Below are 18395 nucleotides of genomic sequence, written 5' to 3' on the forward strand. Positions count from 1 at the left end.
CGCATGACAAAGCCCCCGGCGTACCGGGGGCTCTGCTGTCGATGGATCTCCCTAGGACCCACCCGCCGTCACAGGACGGGGCGCGGACCCGCGGGCGGGTCGTCGTGCGGACCGAGCGGCCCGGGCGGCGGGAGCGTGGGGCCGGTGCCGGTGCCGGGCGGGTAGTCACTGCCGCCCACTGTGCCGGGCGGCACGGGCTCCCCCGAGCCGGGCGGGGTCAGCGAGCCGCCGGTGCCGAGGCTGGAGCCGTGCTGGTGAGGGCCGGGCACATCGCCGCGCCACGCGCCGGTCTCGCCGCCGCGCGACTCGATGAACTGCTTGAAGCGCTCCATGTCGTTGCGGACGCGGAGGCGGACGATTTGCAGGGCGTCAGCGGCCGTCTCGAGGAAGCCCTCGGGGTCGTACTCCATCTGGAGCGTGACCTTGGTGGTGTTCTCGTCGAGGCGGTGGAAGGTCACCACGCCGGCCTGCCGAGGCTTGTCGACCGAGTGCCAGGCGATGCGCTCGTCCGGGTGCTGCTCGGAGATCTCGGCCTCGAACTCGCGCTTCACACCGGCGATCTCGGTGATCCACGCGGTGCGCGTGTCCGTGAGCTGCTTGACCGACTCGACCCCTTCCATGAATTCGGGGAAGCTCTCGAACTGCGTCCACTGGTTGTAGGCGACCCTGACAGGAACGTTGACGTCTACCGAGTGTTCGATCGTGCTCATGGTGTTCGCCTCTGCCCCTGAAGGGCCGGCGCTAACGCCTGCGCAGCAACCAGTAGAGGCCCACGAACGGGAGCACGAGGGGGATGAACAGGTAGCCCCTGCCGTACACCGACCAGACCGTCGCCTCCGGGAAGGCGGCCGGGTCGAGGACGCTGGCCGTGCCGATGACCAGCACCCCGGCCAGTTCCACGAACAGCGCCACCAGCGCCAGCCTGCGCGCCCCGCGCGCCAGCGCGACCGTGAGCAGGATGTAGACGAGCGCGGCGAAGGCCGACAGCGAGTACGCGAGGGGCGCCTCGCCGAACCGGGTGAGGATCTGCACCGTGGCCCGCGCGCCCGCCGCCAGCGCGAACAGCCCGTAGACGGCCAGCAGCGCCCGGCCCGGCCCGGTGCCGATGGACGGCGAGGTCACGGCATGCCCTGCCAGATCTGCAGCAGCCGCGCCGTCATCACCGCGATCGCGAACCCGGCCACCGCGAGGATCCCCGACCCCCACCGGCTCCGCTCGGCCAGCGCCAGGAACACCCCGGCGGGCGGGATGACCGCCTCGCCGGCGAGGTAGCCGAACAGCGTGCCCTTGGACACGTGCGCCCCCTCTCCCCCGGCGACCGCGGCGATCACGATGCCCGCCTGGACGAGCACGGCCACCTCCAGCACGGCGAACCCGACGAGCAGGACCATGCCCATGGGCCGGTCACGGATCGCGTTGACCAGGCTCGCCAGCGCGAGCAGCAGCGATCCGGCGATGACGATCGTGGCCACGGTGGTGTTCATCGCGCAAAAGGCTATCGCCCGCCGCCCCCGCCCCCTGATCCGGCGGGGCGGCCGGCACAGGGGCGGACGCGCGTGCCACGCGGGTCCGTAGGATCGGAGGCATGGAGAGGATCCTGGTCAGCGCGTGCCTGATGGGCCGGCGGGTGCGCTACGACGGCGGGGCCAAGACGAGCTCCGACACCCGGCTGGCCGGATGGCGCGAGGAGGGGCGGCTGGTGCCGTTCTGTCCCGAGGTCGAGGGCGGCCTGCCCACGCCGCGTCCCGCGGCCGAGATCGAGGCGGGCGCGGGCGGCGCCGCCGTGCTGGCGGGCGCCGCCCGGGTGCTGGCCGCCGACGGCTCCGACGTCACCGCGCACTTCCTGGAGGGCGCCCGCTCGGCGCTGGCCGCGGCCCGTTCGTCCGGGGCACGGCTGGCGGTGCTGAAGGAGGGCAGCCCGTCGTGCGGGGCGCTGTCCATCTACGACGGGGCCTTCCAGGGGCGGCGCGTGCCGGGCCAGGGCGTCACCACGGCGCTGCTGGAGGCCAACGGCGTCCGCGTCTTCACCGAGGACCAGATCGCCGAGGCCGCCGCCTACCTCGCCACGCTGGAGACCGGCGGCCGATCGCTCTGACGGCCCTCAGGAGACCTGGGAGGACGGCGCCGCCCACGTGTTGCACGCCCCCGGATCCCCCGCGGCGTACCCGCGCCTCATCCACGCCTTGATGGTCCCGGTCCGGCCGAAGTAGCGCGGCTCGCCGCGCCCGTCGCCCTGCACCAGCGACAGCAGGTCGTCCCAGTCGCGCCGGGTCCGCCGGTCGAGCGGCCACACGCTCTTCAGCCACGCCGTCGCCAGGCACGCGGTCTGCAGGCTCTCGCGCCGCATCACCTCACGCCAGTGCGTCTGGTTCCGGTACGGCTCCTTGTCGACCGCCTTACGAATACCGACCACATTCTGTACGTGATAGCCGTACAGCCCGGCGGTCACGTCCGCGAGCCACAGGTCGTACGGATTCGCCAGCCAGTCCTTGCCGATCTGGAACGCGATGGTGTCCGTTCTGTTGCAGTAGTACGCCATCGAATCGTACGAGTCGGTCTTCATTCCGCAGTACTTCTTGGGAAGGCGACTGTAATGCTTCACCCGGACCTTCCTGAAGGGCAGCCCGGCGGCGGTGAGATGCTGTTCCCAGGTGGCGTCGAGGCAGCCGGCGACGCCGTTGACGTAGGCCCGGGCGGACGCCCGGTCGCGGGCCTTGACCTGCCGCTCCACGCATTTCACCGTGGGCAGGGCGCCTTTGTCGTAGAGCGGGTGCGCGGTCAGTTCCGCGCCTTTGACGGGGGACTCGGCCATCGCCGTCCCGGTCATCGTCGACGTCATCGGGAGCGCGGCGAGGGCGACGGCCGCGGCGGTCACACGTAATCTCATGGGGCGCGACGATAAGGCCAAGATCATGTAGCGGGCAACAGGATTCGCGGGAGAACTTCCGCCTTTTCCGGGAGTCGTTTTCCGGCGCCATTCCGTGACCCATTCCGGCGCTCTCCGCCGGCCATGCGGCGCCGTCCGCCGGACCGCGCCTCCGACCGGCCCGCGGACGCCCCCTATCATCGGACGCCGGGGGGATCGGAATGTTGCGGGCGTTCTTCAGGACCGAGGCGGGCAGCACGAGCGTGCTGCTCGGCGCGACCCTGCTCGCGCTCGTGTGGGCGAACTCGCCGTGGAGCGCCACCTACGAGGCGTTCTGGCACATCCCCATGGGCCTGTCGTTCGACGGGGCCGACTTCTCGCTCGACCTGCGCCACTGGGTCAACGACGGGCTGATGGCGCTGTTCTTCTTCCTCATCGGCCTGGAGGCGTCGTACGAGGTGCGGCTGGGCCAGCTCCAGGACCGGCGGCTGCTCGCGGTCCCCGCGCTGGCGGCCTTCGGCGGGATGATCGCCCCCGCGGCCGTCTACCTCGCGCTGAACGCGGGCGGCCCGGGCGCCGGGGGCTGGGGCGTGCCGATCGCCACCGACACCGCGTTCGTGCTCGGCCTGCTGGCCGTGGTGGGCGCCCGCTGCCCGGAGCCGCTGCGCGCGTTCCTGCTCACGCTGGCGATCGTGGACGACGTACTGGCGATCATCATCATCGCCCTCTTCTACACCCGCGACCTGTCGGTGGTCGCCCTGGTCGTGGCGGCGGTGCTGCTGGCGGCCATCATGACGCTGCGGTGGCTGCGGATCTGGCGGGCGCCCGCCTACATCGTGCTCGGGTTCGGCCTGTGGGTGGCCACGCTGGAGAGCGGCGTGCATCCCACGCTGGTCGGCATCGCGCTCGGCGTGCTCGTGTTCGTGTACGCGCCGAGCGAGTACAAACTGCTGGCCGCCGGGGAGGCCGTCCAGGGCCTCACCAGCGACCCGAACGCCCGCGCCGCCCGCGAGGCGGCGCGCAAGGTGCGGATGGCCGTGTCGGTGAACGAGCGGCTGCAGCTCCAGCTCCACCCGTGGAGCAGCTACGTGATCGTGCCGCTGTTCGCGCTGGCCAACGCGGGCGTCCGGCTCGACGCCGAGACGCTGCGCCAGGCGGTGACCTCGCCCGTCACGATCGGCGTGGCGGCCGGGCTGCTGCTCGGCAAGTTCGCCGGGATCTCGCTCGGCACGTGGCTGCCGCTGCGCCTCGGCTGGGGCCTGCTGCCCGGCAACCTCGTGTGGGGCCAGCTCCTCGGCGGGGCGGCGGTGTCGGGCATCGGGTTCACGGTGTCGCTGTTCATCGTGGACCTCGCCTTCACCGACCCGGCGGTGCAGGCCCAGGCCAAGATCGGCATCCTGGCCGGCTCGCTGCTGTCGGCGCTGACCGGCTGGATCGTGTTCCGGATGGCGTGGGACCGGGGCGGCGTGTGCGCGCCGCCCGAGGCGGAGCCGGAGGAGGAGCTGCCCGTCCTGCTCGCCGAGCCGGTCGGGCCGGACGACCACGTGCGCGGCCCCGCCGACGCCAAGGTCACGATCGTGGAGTACGGCGACTTCGAGTGCCCCTACTGCGGGCGGCTGGAGCCGATCCTGGACGAGCTGCTCAGGAAGCACCCGGACGTGCGCCTGGTGTTCCGGCACTTCCCCCTGCGCACGCTGCACCCGAGGGCGATGGCGGCCGCGCTGGTGTCCGAGGCGGCGGCGGGCAAGGGCCGGTTCTGGGAGATGCACGACCGGCTCTTCGCCAACCAGCGCTTCCTCACCGACGCCGACCTCGGCCGCTACGCCGCCGAGCTGGACGTGGAGCCGTTCCCGGACGTGCCGGCGCAGGCGGCGCGCATCGCCAGGGACGAGAGGTCGGGCCGGGCGGGCGGCGTGCGCGGAACGCCGACGCTGTTCGTCAACGGCGTGCGCTACCAAGGTGGTCTGGATCTGGTGTCGATCACGCGTGCGGTGGAAGAACAGGAACAGTCCGTCTAAACCGCACGGGCCGCCCCCCGCACGGCCAGGAGCCCCGATGACCGCCGACCGCCCCCTTCCGAACGACCCCGACGCCCGCAAGACCGTCCACATCCCCGTCCCGGCCCAGAGCCCGCCGTCCGACGCCGGCGTGCGGGAGGCACGGCCCGGTCCGTCCGACGAGGACGCGCCGGCCGAGCCGCCCCCGCCCGCCCCGCACCCGTCGCTCACGGAGGACACGGGCACGCGCCGCCTGCCGTACACGCCGGACATGCTGCCCGACGTGCCCGTGTACGAGGCCGAGCCCGCCCGCTCGCCGGGCGTGCGCTGGGTGCTCGTGGCGGGCGGCGCGCTGCTGGTGCTGGCCGCGGTGGCCCTGCTCGTGATCCTCTGGGCCGGCTCCCAGCAGTAGCCGGGTCCGGTGGACAGGGTCAGGCCCGGGTGAAGTCCATCGTCCAGTTGGTCTCCCAGGTCTGCCCCCCGTCCGCCGAGAGGGCCTGCTCCCAGTGGCAGGAGTCCGGGCCGTGGACGAGCCAGACGAACCGGCACCGGACGGGCGTGCCCTCGTGCTCCTCGTCGGCGTGGAACTCGCCCCGGCTCCCCTCGAAGCGGCCCACCACGGGCGGGTCGAGCACGCCCCGGGCGCTGCTGGCCCAGTGGAGGGACCACAGCTCCGTGGCGGGGTCGAAGACGCGGACGGTCAGCCCGGAGAAGCCCTTCGTGGGGAAGACGATCTCGTCGATGTTCGCGGCGCCGCCGAAGTACCGCCCGCAGGTGGACCGGCCCGGGAACTCCTCCCACTCGTCGCTGCCGGTCAGCCTGCTGACGAGACGGCGGTTGCGGACGTTCCAGGTGCCGACGAGGAAGTCGAAGTCGTTGTTCACGCGGCCGAACCTAGGGCCGGGTCACTGACAGGTAGTGTCAGTGAGTGCGCGCCTCCCGCCTCGTCTCCATCCTGTTACTCCTGCAGACGCGTGGCCGGCTCACCGCGCGCGAGCTGGCCGAGCGGCTGGAGGTGTCGGTGCGCACCATCTACCGCGACGTCGAGTCGCTGCACGCCGCCGGCATCCCCCTGTACGGCGACGCCGGCCCGAGCGGCGGCTACCGGCTGCTCGACGGCTACCGCACCCGGCTGACCGGGCTGACGGCCGACGAGGCCGAGTCGCTGTTCCTGGCCGGGCTGCCCGGCCCGGCCGCCGAGCTGGGGCTGGGCGCGGTGGTGACGGCCGCGCAGCTCAAGCTGATGGCGGCGCTGCCCGTCGAGCTGCGCGACCGGGCCGGCCGGATCCAGGAGCGGTTCCTGCTGGACGCTCCGTCGTGGTACCGCGACGCCGAGCCGGTCACCCATCTGCCGGCCGTGGCCGCCGCCGTGTGGGAGGAGCACGCGCTGCGGGTCAGGTACCGCCGCTGGAAGGCGCCGCAGGAGGTGGAGCGGCGGCTGGAGCCGTACGGGCTGGTGGTCAAGGCCGGGCGGTGGTACGTCGTGGCCCGCTGCGGCGGGCAGGTGCGCACGTACCGGGTGTCACAGATCCTGGAGCTGCACCCGCTGCGCGAGGAGCGCTTCGCCCGGCCGCCGGACTTCGACCTGGCGGCCCACTGGGAGGCGTACCGGGTGGAGTTCGAGGCCCGGCTGCGGCGCGGCGAGGCCGTGGCGCGGCTGTCGCCGCGCGGGCTGGAGCGGCTGGCCGACCTCATGACGCCCGGTGTCGTGACGGCGGCCAGGGCCACGGCCGGCCCGCCGGACGAGGAGGGCTGGACGCGGGTGACGGTGCCCATCGAGTCGGTGGAGCACGCCACCGGCGAGTTCCTGCGGCTGGGCACGGACGTGGAGGTGCTGGAGCCGCCCGAGCTGCGCCACGCGCTCGCGGCCACCGCCGGCGCCCTCACCGCCCTCTACGCGGGCCGGGACGCGCCCCTCGGCGCGAGCCGGGACGTGCCCCTCGGCGCCGGCGGGCCCGCGTCGCGACCGGCCCGTCAGCCCGGTGCGGCGGTGCGGCGCATCACGTGGAAGCGGCGCGTGACCTCGTAGCCCGCCTTCGCGTACAGGCGGGCGGCGGGCCCCGTCTCACCCGTCCACAGGAACCACGACGAGTGCAGCCCCTCGGCGCGCATCATGGTCATCGCCCCGTGGAGCAGGATCGCGCCGATGCCGGTCCCCCGCTCGGCCGGATCGACGCCGAACGGCCCGAACCGCTCGGCGATCCCCCGGTACGCCCCGTACGCGGCGAACCCGACGATCCTTTCCCGCTCTCGCCCCTCCCGGTCCCGCCCTTCCCGCACCGCCACGAGCAGCCGCGCCGGGTCGCCATGCCCCCTGATCGCCTCACCCCAGTCGGCGCTGAACACTTCCGCCGCGAACCGGATCAGCTCCGGCAGCTCGCCGTCGAGGGGGCGCCGGAAGCGGTAGCCCTCGCTCTCGCGGCGCTCGCGGAGCGCGCGCACGACGTCGGGCGTGACGTACGCGGCCAGGCCGCGGTCCATGGCGACCGGCCGGGAGAACGTCTCGAACCCCGCCTGCCGCAGCAGCGCGCAGCCCGCGGGGTAGCGCTCCGGGTCGGCCCCGGGCAGCACGTAGTGAGGGGTGTAGCAGGCGAACTCCACCCGGGTACGGCCATGGGCGGCCAGGAAGGCGAGGGCCTCGTCGAGGAGCCGCCGGCCGAGCCCGCCGCCCCGGTGCTCCGGCGCCACGAACAGGAACGGGATCCAGCCCGTCTCGGGCTCCAGCCCGGCGCCGGGAGCCGGCGGGGTCAGCCGGCGCACCGCGTACGCGCACCCGGCCACCTCCCCGGCGTCCGTGACGGCGACGCGCAGGCCCTCGGGATCGAAGTTCGGGTCGAGCAGCACGCAGTCGCGCAACCAGCCGGGGGTGGTCGGGTCGGCCGGCATGGCGCGGTTCCAGACGTCGACCAGCGCGCCCTCGTCGCCGGCCGCGAAGCCCCGTACGACGGTCATCGGGAGCCTCCTCCGGGGCGCGCGGGCGCGATCATGACGCCAGCCTCCCAGACCCGCCGCCCGCGCCCCAAGATCCGTTACGGCTCCGTTACGGACGCCGGGGAGTCGTGGGGCGCTCAGGCGGCGCGCAGGCGCAGCGGGCTCGGGTACCCGCGGATCGGCACGGGCGAGCGCCACGGCTCGTGGACGAACCGCGCCGGCACGTCCGCCAGCTCGGGCACGTACCGGCGCACGTACCCGCCGTCGGGGTCGAAGCGGGTGGCCTGGCGGATGGCGTTGAAGCCCCGGTTGGGCCGGGTGTCGTTGCCCGTGCCGGCGATCCACTGCCAGTTGCCGGAGTTGTCGGCCACCTCACCGTCGAGCAGCAGCTCGAAGAAGTGCGCGGCGCCGGCCCGCCAGTCGGCGCCCAGCTCCTTGACCAGGTAGCCGGCGGTGATCAGGCGGGCCCGGTTGTGCATCCAGCCCTCGGCGCGGAGCTGCCTCATGCCCGCGTCCACGATCGGCACGCCGGTCAGGCCCTCTCGCCAGGCGGCCACGGCGTCGGCCTCGTCGCGCCAGCGCCGGCCCCGCGGCCGGTAGTCGCGGCGGTTCAGCTCGGGGAAGGCCAGCGTGACCTGGTGGTGGAAGTCGCGCCAGCACAGCTGCCTGACGAACTCCTCGCCCGGCAGCCCGGCGAGCTCCAGCGGCGACAGGCAGCCGAAGCGGATGTACGGGCTGAGCCGGGAGGTGCGGTCGGCTGCCAGGTCGTCGCGGTCGTCCGCGTAGCCGGCCAGGCCGTCACGGACCCACCGCTCCAGCCGGGCCCGGGCCGCGCCCTCCCCGCCCCGCATGCCGTCCGGGGGGCCGTCGTGCGGCGATCCGTCCGGGATGTCGCCCGGGTCGAGGCCGGGCGGGAGCGTGACCGAGGCCGGGACCTCTGCGGCGGGCCGGCGCCGCGCCGCGGACCACGCCCGCCAGTAGGGGGTGAACACGCGGTAGTGGTCGCCGCCCCCGGCCGGCAGCAGCTCGCCGGGCGGGACCACGGTGACCCCGGGGAACGTCCGGAACGCGAACGGCCCGTCCGCCAGCCGCCGTTCCCTGTCCCGGGCCAGCGCGCTGACGTCCGCACTGGCGTGGACGGCCCGCGCCCCCGTCTCGCGGGCCAGCCGGACCGTCTCGGCCACCGTGTCCCCCCGCCGCACCACCAGGTCGCCGCCGCGGGCGCGCAGCGCTCCCCGCAGGTCCCGCAGGCACTCCAGCAGGAACGGCAGGCGCCGCCCGGCGGGCACGGCCGGGTCGAGCACGAACAGCGGCACCACGTGACGCGCCCGCGCGCACGCCTCGGCCAGCGCCGGATGGTCGTGTGTCCGCAGATCCCGGTTGAAGAGCACGATGGCGGTGTCCATGGGGAGCTCTTCGGCGGCGGGCCGCCGCCGGTTGCAACCCGCGGTGGGCGGCGTCCGAAAGAATGGGCGGGCGTCGGAGGAGGACGGGGACACCTGCATGGAGGAGACGGGTTCGGCGGGCGCCGCCGAGGAGGCCGGGTACGGCATCGGCGCCGTGTCGCGGCGGCTCGGCGTGCCCGCGCCGACGCTGCGCACCTGGAACCTGCGCTACGGCATCGGCCCGAGCCGCCGCAGCCCCGGGGGCCACCGCCGCTACGACCGGGCCGACCTGGCCCGGCTGGAGGAGATGAGCCGGCTCGTCCACGCCGGCGTCCCTCCGGCCGACGCCGCCCGCCAGGCGCTGCGCGTCCCCGTCCCACCGGTGCTCCCCGCGCCGGGAGCCGACACTCCGGTTCTGCCCTCGTCCGGAGCGGGCACCGCGCCGGCTCTCTCCGCGCCGCGGGAGGGAGTCGGGGTCGGGGGCGAGACGGCGAACGTGCCCTCGGCCGCGATGCTGGCCAGGGCCGCGGCGGCGCTGGACGGCCGGACGGTGACCGACGGCCTGGCCGCCGCCCTGGCCCGGCTCGGCGTCGTGCCCACCTGGGACCGCCTGGCGCGCCCGGTGTTCGACACGATCTGCCGCAGACAGGAGGAGACCGGCGCCGGGATCGACGTCGAGCACCTGTTCTCCGAGCGGCTGCTGGCCGCCCTGCACCCGCTCGCCGCCCGCCCCGCCCACCCGGTCAACGACCGTCCCGTGCTGCTGGCCTGCGCGGAGGAGGAGCAGCACAGCCTGCCCGTGCACGCGCTGGCCGCCGCGCTGGCCACCGACCTCCGGGTCGACACGCGCGTGCTCGGCGCCCGCACCCCGAACGCCGCGCTGGCCGACGCGATGCGCCGCCTCGGGCCCGCCGTGGTCTTCGTCTGGTCGCACCAGGCCGCCACGGGCGACCCCGCGCCGCTGACCGGCCTTCCGGCGCTGCGCCCGCCGGCCCGGATCGTCGTCGGCGGGCCCGGCTGGTGGCCGGACCTCCCGCCCCGGGTCACCCGCGTGGCCTCGCTGCGGGACGCCGTCACCGCGGTCGCCGACGCGCTGCGCTGATCTCCCTGCTCTTGGTTGCCCGTCACCGCCTGCGTCGCGTTGAATAAGTTTTGAAGAGGTTATCTGAGGAAGGGTAAGCGCATGGAACCATTCGCGGAGTGCCTTCGCACCCACGGCCCCCTGGTCCGGTCGTACCTGCGCCGCCTCGTCCCGCCAGGAGAGATCGACGACCTGACGCAGGTCGTGTTCATCGAGGTCTGGCGGTCCAGGCACCGCTACGACCCCGGGCGCAGCCTGGAGGCGTGGGTGCTGGGCATCGCCCGCAAGCGCGCCGTGGACCACCTGCGCGCCCGCCGGCCGACCGTGTCGCTGGAGGCCGCCGGGGAGCCGGTGGGAGACGACGGCCGCGAGGAGAGCGAGGGGGTCGCGCGGCGCGACCTGGTCCGCAGGGCGCTGTCGGAGCTGCCGGACGTCCAGCGCGAGGCCATCGCGCTCGCCTACTACGGCGACCTCAGCCAGCGGGAGATCTCCGAGCGGCTGCGCGTGCCGCTCGGCACCGTCAAGGCCCGCACCGCCCGCGGCCTGCACCGCCTGTCCACCCTGCTGGAGGCGGCATGACCACCGGCGCCACGACCACCACCGGCGGCCCCACTCCCGGCACGGGCGGCCCGGCCCCCGGCACGGGCGGCCCGGTCAGGCCCAGGGTCGGCGTCTCCAGCTGCCTGCTCGGGGAGCCGGTGCGCTTCAACGGCGGCCACAGCCGCGACCGCTTCCTGTCCGGACCGCTCGACCCGTACGTCGACTGGGTGCCGATCTGCCCCGAGATGGAGCTGGGCCTCGGCACCCCCCGCGAGACGCTGCGCCTGGAGCGCTCGCCGTCCGGCCCGCGCCTGATGACCAGGAAGACCCGCGCCGACCTCACCGGCCGCATGACGGCCCTGGCCGAGGCCCGCGCCGCCGCCCTCGACGTGGACGGCTACGTGTTCAAGGCGAGGAGTCCCACCTGCGGCGTCCACGGCATCCCGCTCTACCCCGGCGCGGACGGTCCGCCGCTCGACCGGCGGCAGCGGGGCGTGTTCGCCGCGGCGGTCGTCGAGGCGCACCCGCTGCTGCCCGTCGAGGACGAGGGACGGCTGAACGACGCCGTGCTCCGCGAGGCGTTCACGGAACGGATCTTCGCCCACGCCCGGCTGCGCGCGCTGCTGACCGGCGACTGGCGGCCGCGCGACCTGGTGGCCTTCCACACCCGGCACAAGATGCAGCTGCTCGCCCACGACCCGGCGGGCTACCGCGCCGCCGGGACCGTCGTGGCCCGCGCCGACGCCCTGCCGCGCGCGGAGACGGCCGCCGCCTACGCGGGCGCGTTCCGCGCGGCGCTCGCCCACCGGGCCCGCCCCGGCCGCAACGTCAACGCCCTCCAGCACTGCCTGGGGATGCTCGGCCTCGACCGGGCCCGGCGTGACCACCTGGCCGGCGTCATCGGCTCCTACCGGGCCGGCCTGGTGCCGCTGAGCGTCCCGGCGGCCCTCATCCGGCACGACGCCGAGGGCGAGGAGAACCAGGGGGCGGCCTACGTGCGCCGGCAGACGTTCCTGTCGCCGTACCCGGAGGAGCTGGCCCTGCGGCACCACGTCGCCGCCTGACCGGCCGCGCGCGGGGCCGCGCGGCGGGAACCCGGACGGCGCGCCGTTCGTCACCCTGGTACCGGCCATCCCCGGACCGGTATGTCGCAGAAAGAGGCCCCATGCGCAGCGCGCTCTTCGGCAATCTCGGGACCGAGCAGGGACACGCCACCTTCGCCCTGCAGAACTCCAAGATGCTCCGCGTCCAGCTCCCGCCCGAGGTGCTGGCGCGCCAGGGGTCGATGGTCGCCTTCCAGGGCCGTATGGACTTCGCGTACGAGGGCGCGGGCGGCGTGGGCAAGCTGCTGAAGAAGGTCATGACCGGGGAGGGCGCGCCGCTCATGCGCGTCACCGGCGAGGGTCAGCTGTTCCTTGCCGACAACGCCGACGACATCCACCTGTTCTACCTGGAGAACGAGGCCCTGACCGTCAACGGCCGCAACCTGCTGGCCCTCGACGCCGGGCTCACCTGGGACATCAACCGGGTCCAGGGCGCGGGCATCGCCGCGGGCGGCCTGTTCAACATGACGATCGGCGGCACCGGCTGGGTGGCGGTCACCGCGCACGGCGCCCCGGTGATGCTCGACGCCTCGCGGGCGCCGACGTTCGCCGACGGCCAGTCGGCCGTGTGCTGGAGCGCCGGGCTGCACGTGGGGATCAACCGCACGTTCAAGGCGGGCGCGCTGATCGGCCGGGGCAGCGGCGAGGCCGTCCAGCTCGCCTTCCAGGGGCAGGGGTTCGTGCTCGTGCAGGCCAGCGAGGGCCATCCCATCCCCCGCCCCGGCCAGTGACCTGGGCTTGAGGCGGAGAACGACGAAGTCCCGCCCATTCGGGCGGGACTTCGTCGATTGTGGAGCTATGGGGATTCGAACCCCAGACCTCCTCCATGCCATGGAGGCGCGCTACCAACTGCGCCATAGCCCCTGGTCACCGTCCACGAGTGCTCTCGTCAACGGCGCTCGGGAAGCATATAGCCATCCGTACGATTCGCCTAATCGCGGCGGGGGCCGGCACCGTCCCGGACGGCGGCGCGCGGCCCTTCGCGGAACCGGCTCACGAGCGGGTCAGGTCTGGGCGTCCGGCCGGTCGTCGCTGCTGATCGGCTCGGGCAGCGTGCCCGCGTTGTGCTCCAGCAGCCGCCATCCCTTGCGGCCCTCCTGCAGCACCGACCACGAGCAGTTGCCCAGGCCGCCCAGCACCGGCCACAGCTCCTCGGGCAGCCCGAGCAGCTCGCAGATGCCGAGCCGCAGCGCGGCGCCGTGGGAGGCGATCACCAGCAGGCCGTCGTCGTCGAGCCTGGCGGCCCAGCGGCGCATCGCGGCGGCGACCCGAGCGGCCACGTCGGTGACGGGCTCACCGTCCGGGGCCTCCCAGGCCACGTACTCCTCGGGCCAGCGGGCGGCGATCTCGTCGCGGGTGAGGCCCTCCCACTGCCCGCCGCCCCGTTCGCGGAAGTCCTTGTCGACGGCCACGTCCAGGCCGACGAGCCGGCCGAGCGCGAGCGCGGTGTCGTTGGCCCGCTGGAGGTCGGAAGAGACGATCATGCTGGGGCGCAGGGACGCGAGCAGCGACGCCGCCCGGGCGGCCTGCGCCTGACCGGTCTCGTCCAGGGGGATGTCGGAGTGTCCCTGAAAGCGGTGCTCGACGTTCCACAGCGTCTGCCCATGCCGGAGGCAGACGATCCGCTTGCTCAACTCCTGGCCCGCTGCATGTTGGCCTGCATCACGCTCTCCGGCAGCGTGATCGCCGGGCAGTCCTTCCACAGCCGCTCCAGGGCGTAGAAGGTGCGGTCCTCCTCGTGCTGGACGTGCACGACGATGTCGAGGAAGTCGAGCAGGACCCAGCGCCCCTCGCGCTCGCCTTCGCGGCGGACGGGCTTGGCGTCGGCCTCGGTGCGCAGCCTCTCCTCGATCTCGTCGACGATGGCGCGGACCTGGCGGTCGTTGGTGGCGGAGCAGAGCAGGAAGGCGTCGGTGATGACGAGCTGCTCGCTCACGTCGTAGGCGAGGATGTCGTCGGCCAGCTTGTCCGCCGCTGCCTCGGCGGCGATCCTGACCAGCTGGACGGCTCTGTCGGATGCGGTCACGATGCGGGTCTGTCCTCCTGTGTCGGCAAAACTGCCCTGTGTTGAGCCTACCCTTCTCCGCCGCAACACCTCACTCCCGCCACGGAAGCCCTGGGCGTACACCTCGTGAACGCGATGGCGGGGTGTCAGTCCTGGAGGTAGAGGTTGCGCTTGTTGATGTACTGCACGATGCCGTCCGGGACGAGGTACCAGATCGGCTCGCCATGGGCCACGCGCTGCCGGCACTCCGAGGACGAGATGGCCAGGGCGGGGATCTCCAGCAGCGTGACCTTGCCCTCGGGCAGGCCGGGGTCGTGCAGCGTGTGGCCGGGCCTGGTGCAGCCGACGAAGTGCGCGAGGCCGAACAGCTCGCTCGCGTCCTGCCAGGTGAGGATGGCGCCGAGGGCGTCCGCGCCGGTGATGAAGAACAGCTCGGCGTCGGGCCCGTACGCGCTGGAGATGTCGCGCAGCGTGTCGATGGTGAACGTCGGGCCCGGCCGGTCCACGTCGACCCGGCTGACCGAGAACCGCGGGTTGGACGCGGTGGCGATCACCGTCATCAGGTAGCGGTCCTCCGGCGCCGACACCTCGCGCTCCGACTTCTGGTACGGCCGGCCCGTCGGCACGAACACGACCTCGTCGAGCTCGAAGTGGTGCGCCACCTCGCTGGCGGCGACCAGGTGACCGTGGTGGATGGGGTCGAACGTCCCACCCATCACACCCACGCGTCGCTTCCCCTGGATACCAGGCGCATTCATCATGAGTCGGACCTTACGCGGGACCCCTACCCGAAGATGAGGGGACCCCCCTCGCCCGGACACGCGCGCGGCCCCCGATGCCGACGTAGCATGCCGGGCATGACGACCACCCCGGACCGCAACCGCGTCCAACTGCCCGGCATCTCGTCCCGTGCCTACGAACACCCCGCAGACCGGTCCGCCCTGGTCGCTCTGCGTAAGCTCAGTGGGTTCGACACGGTCCTCAAGCAGATGTCCGGTCTCATCAGCGAGCGCCGGTTGCGCCTGATGTACCTCGCCTCGTCCGTACGGGTGAGCGAGACCCAGTTCCGCTCCCTGTACGACATGGGGCGCGACGCCGCCTACACCCTCGACCTGCACCGGATCCCCGAGATCTACGTCCAGCAGGACCCGCAGGTCCAGGCCAAGGCCATCGGCTTCGACGACCCGTTCATCGTCGTGACCACCGGTCTGCTCAACCTCATGAACGAGGAGGAGCAACGCTTCGTCGTCGGCCACGAGACCGCCCACATCCTGTCGGGGCACGCGGTCTACCGCACCATGCTCGACATCCTCACCCGCCTGGCCACCCGGGTCGCGTGGATCCCGCTCGGCTACATCGGGCTGCGCGCCATCGTGGCGGGCCTGGAGGAGTGGTACCGCAAGTCGGAGCTGTCCTGCGACCGCGGCGGCCTGCTCGTCGGGCAGGACCCGGAGGCCGCCAAGCGCGCCCTGATGAAGCTGGCCGGTGGCGCCTACACCCACGAGATGAACATCGAGGCCTTCCTCGAGCAGTTCCACGAGTACGACACCGCGGGCGACCTGCGCGATGGCTTCCTCAAGGTTCTCAACCTGCTCGGCACCACCCACCCGTTCGCCGTGGTGCGCGTGGCCGAGCTGGACAAGTGGCAGCGCAGCGGCGAGTACGACCGGATCGTCGGCGGCGACTACCCCCGCCGCGAGGACGACGCCAACGCCCGCGTCACCGACGAGGTCAAGGCGGCGGCCGAGTCCTACCGCGCCTCCTGGTCGCAGTCGCAGGACCCGTTCATCGGCGTGCTGCGCGACGTGGCCGAGGGCGCCGTCAACGCCGGCGAGCGCATCTTCAACCGCTTCTCCCGCCGCGACGGCGGCCAGGGCTAGAGCAGCAGGGAGATCGCGCGCACGGCTGCCGCGCACAGGGCGACGAACCCGCCCAGCACGGCCAGTGCGCGCAGCCCCTCGCGGCGCAGCTCCGGCAGCCGGGCGCCGATCCGCTCGATCTCGCGGCCGGTGATGCCGCCGCACAACATCCCGAACACCACGCCGGCGGCGGTCACCGGCGCGGGCTGCTGCCACCAGTCGGAGCCGATCTGGCCGCCGCCGGTGAGCCAGAGCGCCCCGCCCGCCGCCACCACGACGGGCACGCCGGGCCACACCGCCGCCGTCACCGCCGAGCCGGTCGCCGCGAACGGGAACAACAGCACCCGCAGCGCCACCCGCCAGCGCCGCGACGCGCGGTTGCGGACCATCCAGTGGCTCATCCAGATGGCCCGCGTCAGCACCACGAACACCGCCGTGACGCCGATCGAGGCGATCGGCCACATCACCGACGCCACCACGCACGGCACAGCCAGCACCGCCAGCAGCAGCAGGGCGGCGTTGCCCGCGGGCAGCGAGGTGGTGCCCGGCTCCGACCGGAACCGGGCGGCGCGGCCACCGCGCGCCTGGGCGGCCGCCGCCTTGGCGCGGGCCCGCGCGGTCACCGGCTTGCCGCCCTCGGCGGTCCGGCCGCGGGCCTTGGCCTCGGCCCGGCCGCGCGGCGCGGGCACCTTCCCCTCCGCCGCGGTGCGGGCCCGGGCGCTCCCGTCGGCGACGGCGCGTCCACGGGCGACGGCCTCGCCGGTCGCGCGGGGGCGCGGGGTGACGTCGCCGGTCGTGCGCGCCCGCGCGGCCTCGGCGGCCGTACGGGCGCGGGCGACCTCGGCGGCCGGTCTCGGCCGGGCGTTCGCGGCGCCCGCCGGCCGGGGCCGCGGCGTGGCCTCCCCGCCGCCGCCCGTCCGGGGGCGCGGCGGGACGTCTCCGGTGGCGCCCGTCCGGGGACGCGGCGTGTCGCCGGTGGCGCCGGAGCGCGGGCGTGACGCGGTGTCGCCGGTGCCTGTCCTCGATCTCGGGGCGACGTCTCCGGTGGAGCCGGTCCTGGGGCGCGGCGTGAGGTCCCCGGTGGCGCCCGTCCGGGTGCGGGGGCCGTCGGCCGCCGCCCGGCCCCGGGGCGGCGGGACGTCGCCGTCCTGTGCGGAACGGGCGCGGGCGCCCGCGTCGGCCGCGGCGCGCCCACGGGCCGCCGCGTCGCCTCCCGCCCGGCCCGCCGGCTCGCCGCCGCGCGGACGCGGCCCGGAGTCACCCGTACGCGGCCCCGAGTCGCCGCTGGACCGCGTACGCGACCCCGGCTCGCCACCGGTGCGCGCCCGCGCGTCGGAGTCGCCGGCGCGCGCACGCGGACCGGAGTCCCCCGCGCGCAGGCGCGGGTTGGAATCTCCGGGGCGCAGACGCGGATCGGAGTCCCCCGGGCGCAGGCGCGGGTTGGAGTCCCCTGCGCGGAGGCGCGGACCGGCCTCTCCTGCGCGCAGCCGCGGGCCGGAGTCTCCTGGGCGCGGGCGAGGCCCGGACTCTCCTGGACGCGGACGCGGGCGTGGGTCGGAGTCGCCGGTGCGCGGGTCCAGGTCACCCGCGGAGCGACCGCGGGGACCGGTGTCACTGCCCGCCCGGCCCCTCGGCGCGGAACGGCCGTCGTGCGCGTCGTCCGCCGCCGGAGCCCGCGTGTCCTCGGCCACGGGGGCCGCGAGCAGGCCCTTCGACGCCTTGGCGGAGCGGGCCCGGCCGGTCACCCGGGCCAGCCGCGACAGCCGGTCGGCCAGCAGCGCCGCCGTGGGCCGCTTGGCGGGCTCCCGGTTGAGCGCCGCGCGTACCAGCGGCAGCAGCGCCACGGGCACGCCCTTGAGGTCGGCCTGGCCGTTCAGCACCGCGTACATCTGCGCCTCGGGCGTGCCGCGCCCGAAGGCCGGGCGGCCCGTCGCCGCGAACGCCACCGTCGCCGCCCAGGCGTGGATGTCGGCCGGCGACTCGACCGGCTCGTCGGCGAAGACCTCCGGCGCGGTGTACCCGGGGGTGCCGAGGAACGTGCCGGTCAGGGTGAGCCGGGTGGCGTCGTGCACCTGCGCGATGCCGAAGTCGATGAGGACCGGGCCCTCGGCGCCCATGATGATGTTGGCCGGCTTCAGGTCGCGGTGGACCACCCCGGCGGCGTGGATGATCGCCAGGGCGGCCGCGATGCCCTGCGCCATGTCCACGAGGTTCGCCATGTCGAGCGGGCCGTCCTGGCGGACGCGGTCGAGGAGCGTGACGCCCTCGATGTTCTCCATGACGAGGTACGGCCGGGCGCAGTCGAGGTCGGCGTCGAGCACCTTGGCCACGTACGGGCTCTCCACCCGGCGGAGCGCACGAACTTCGCGTTCCAGCCGAATCCTGGACGAATCATCCTGAGCGAGCTCGTGCAGAACCTTCAGTGCGACTCTTTCGCCGCGCCGGGAGCCGGCGAGGTAGACCTCGCCCATGCCACCCCGGCCGAGCCGCTCGAGCAAGGTATACGGCCCGACCTTGCCGAGCTTGCTCACCGTCCCTCCCTGCCCGGCACGCCCATAAGGGGCACAACCTTAGCGCCGGAAGGGCCGGTGTTGTCCGAGGCGCGCCGAGACTTTCGCTCGCCGTGTC

20 protein-coding genes and 1 tRNA gene are annotated in these 18395 nt (G+C 74.3%); 9 read left to right on the plus strand and 12 right to left on the minus strand.

Translation table 11 applies throughout. From position 1 onward, the window contains the following. Positions 1–68 precede the first annotated feature (68 nt). Genes HT134_RS23805 through HT134_RS23815 form a run of 3 tightly spaced genes read right to left on the minus strand, consistent with a single transcriptional unit; the run spans position 69 to position 1484 of the window. On the minus strand, positions 69–710 hold the full coding sequence (locus HT134_RS23805) for an SRPBCC family protein (protein WP_175602636.1): 642 nt from the start codon (positions 708–710) through the stop codon (positions 69–71). A 31-nt stretch (positions 711–741) separates the two neighbouring features. Next, on the minus strand, positions 742–1122 hold the full coding sequence (locus tag HT134_RS23810; RefSeq protein WP_175602637.1) for a hypothetical protein: 381 nt from the start codon (positions 1120–1122) through the stop codon (positions 742–744). Then, positions 1119–1484 carry a hypothetical protein gene (locus tag HT134_RS23815; protein WP_175602638.1) on the minus strand — a complete coding sequence of 122 codons (366 nt, stop codon included), beginning with the start codon at positions 1482–1484 and terminating at the stop codon, positions 1119–1121. The genes HT134_RS23810 and HT134_RS23815 overlap by 4 nt, the downstream gene beginning before the upstream one ends. Before the next feature lie 101 nt (positions 1485–1585). Between HT134_RS23815 and HT134_RS23820 the strand changes: the two genes are divergently transcribed. Beyond that, the gene (locus HT134_RS23820) at positions 1586–2095 is read left to right on the plus strand and encodes a 2-thiouracil desulfurase family protein (protein ID WP_175602639.1); all 510 of its coding nucleotides are present in this window, start codon (positions 1586–1588) and stop codon (positions 2093–2095) included. A gap of 6 nt (positions 2096–2101) precedes the next feature. Here HT134_RS23820 and HT134_RS23825 read toward each other — a convergent pair whose 3' ends face one another. Beyond that, entirely contained in the window at positions 2102–2875 is a 774-nt protein-coding gene (locus HT134_RS23825; protein ID WP_175602640.1) for a neutral zinc metallopeptidase, read from the minus strand. Between the two features lie 212 nt (positions 2876–3087). Between HT134_RS23825 and nhaA the strand changes: the two genes are divergently transcribed. Both nhaA and HT134_RS23835 read left to right on the plus strand, forming a co-directional pair. Then, the gene (gene nhaA, locus HT134_RS23830) at positions 3088–4884 is read left to right on the plus strand and encodes a Na+/H+ antiporter NhaA (protein ID WP_175602641.1); all 1797 of its coding nucleotides are present in this window, start codon (positions 3088–3090) and stop codon (positions 4882–4884) included. A gap of 37 nt (positions 4885–4921) precedes the next feature. After that, a complete protein-coding gene (locus tag HT134_RS23835; RefSeq protein ID WP_175602642.1) occupies positions 4922–5275 on the plus strand; it encodes a hypothetical protein in 354 nt (117 codons plus the stop codon). Positions 5276–5294: 19 nt separating this feature from the next. On the opposite strand, the gene HT134_RS23840 is transcribed toward HT134_RS23835, so the two are convergent. Further along, positions 5295–5747, minus strand: coding sequence for a hypothetical protein (locus HT134_RS23840; protein WP_175602643.1), 453 nt, complete (start codon positions 5745–5747; stop codon positions 5295–5297). 44 nt (positions 5748–5791) lie between these two features. Here HT134_RS23840 and HT134_RS23845 point away from each other — a divergent pair, with 44 nt between their 5' ends. Further along, positions 5792–6892, plus strand: a complete 1101-nt coding sequence (locus HT134_RS23845) for a helix-turn-helix transcriptional regulator (RefSeq protein ID WP_175602644.1) — start codon at positions 5792–5794, stop codon at positions 6890–6892. Here the strand turns inward: HT134_RS23845 and HT134_RS23850 are convergent. Together HT134_RS23850 and HT134_RS23855 are read right to left on the minus strand one after the other, a co-directional pair. Next, complete coding sequence (locus HT134_RS23850; protein WP_175602645.1) at positions 6838–7815, minus strand: GNAT family N-acetyltransferase; 978 nt, start codon at positions 7813–7815, stop codon at positions 6838–6840. The genes HT134_RS23845 and HT134_RS23850 overlap by 55 nt on opposite strands. Positions 7816–7931: 116 nt before the next feature. After that, positions 7932–9200: a cryptochrome/photolyase family protein gene (locus HT134_RS23855; protein ID WP_175602646.1), complete on the minus strand. Its 1269-nt coding sequence runs from the start codon at positions 9198–9200 to the stop codon at positions 7932–7934. A 97-nt stretch (positions 9201–9297) separates the two neighbouring features. Between HT134_RS23855 and HT134_RS23860 the strand changes: the two genes are divergently transcribed. The 4 genes from HT134_RS23860 (at position 9298) to HT134_RS23875 (ending at position 12634) form a co-directional block, all read left to right on the plus strand. Then, positions 9298–10281, plus strand: a complete 984-nt coding sequence (locus HT134_RS23860) for a MerR family transcriptional regulator (RefSeq protein WP_175602647.1) — start codon at positions 9298–9300, stop codon at positions 10279–10281. 81 nt (positions 10282–10362) lie between these two features. Continuing rightward, on the plus strand, positions 10363–10839 hold the full coding sequence (locus tag HT134_RS23865) for an RNA polymerase sigma factor (protein WP_175602648.1): 477 nt from the start codon (positions 10363–10365) through the stop codon (positions 10837–10839). Next, on the plus strand, positions 10836–11864 hold the full coding sequence (locus HT134_RS23870; protein ID WP_175602649.1) for a YbgA family protein: 1029 nt from the start codon (positions 10836–10838) through the stop codon (positions 11862–11864). Before HT134_RS23865 ends, HT134_RS23870 begins: the two co-directional genes overlap by 4 nt. Positions 11865–11965: 101 nt before the next feature. Beyond that, positions 11966–12634, plus strand: a complete 669-nt coding sequence (locus HT134_RS23875) for an AIM24 family protein (RefSeq protein WP_175602650.1) — start codon at positions 11966–11968, stop codon at positions 12632–12634. A 60-nt stretch (positions 12635–12694) separates the two neighbouring features. Here the strand turns inward: HT134_RS23875 and HT134_RS23880 are convergent. The 4 genes from HT134_RS23880 to nadD form a co-directional block, all read right to left on the minus strand. Continuing rightward, positions 12695–12767, minus strand: a tRNA-Ala gene (locus HT134_RS23880). A 140-nt stretch (positions 12768–12907) separates the two neighbouring features. Next, on the minus strand, positions 12908–13537 hold the full coding sequence (locus tag HT134_RS23885; protein ID WP_175602651.1) for a histidine phosphatase family protein: 630 nt from the start codon (positions 13535–13537) through the stop codon (positions 12908–12910). Continuing rightward, the gene (gene rsfS / locus HT134_RS23890; protein WP_175602652.1) at positions 13534–13929 is read right to left on the minus strand and encodes a ribosome silencing factor; all 396 of its coding nucleotides are present in this window, start codon (positions 13927–13929) and stop codon (positions 13534–13536) included. The genes HT134_RS23885 and rsfS overlap by 4 nt, the downstream gene beginning before the upstream one ends. A gap of 125 nt (positions 13930–14054) precedes the next feature. Continuing rightward, a complete protein-coding gene (nadD, locus tag HT134_RS23895) occupies positions 14055–14669 on the minus strand; it encodes a nicotinate-nucleotide adenylyltransferase (protein ID WP_175602653.1) in 615 nt (204 codons plus the stop codon). Positions 14670–14756: 87 nt separating this feature from the next. On the opposite strand from nadD, the gene HT134_RS23900 reads away from it, so the two are divergent. Continuing rightward, positions 14757–15788: a M48 family metallopeptidase gene (locus tag HT134_RS23900; RefSeq protein WP_175602654.1), complete on the plus strand. Its 1032-nt coding sequence runs from the start codon at positions 14757–14759 to the stop codon at positions 15786–15788. On the opposite strand, the gene HT134_RS44800 is transcribed toward HT134_RS23900, so the two are convergent. Beyond that, positions 15785–18298, minus strand: coding sequence for a protein kinase domain-containing protein (locus HT134_RS44800; protein WP_312888363.1), 2514 nt, complete (start codon positions 18296–18298; stop codon positions 15785–15787). The genes HT134_RS23900 and HT134_RS44800 overlap by 4 nt on opposite strands. Positions 18299–18395 lie beyond the last annotated feature (97 nt).

This window comes from Nonomuraea rhodomycinica (assembly GCF_013363995.1).
GTDB lineage: Bacteria > Actinomycetota > Actinomycetes > Streptosporangiales > Streptosporangiaceae > Nonomuraea > Nonomuraea rhodomycinica.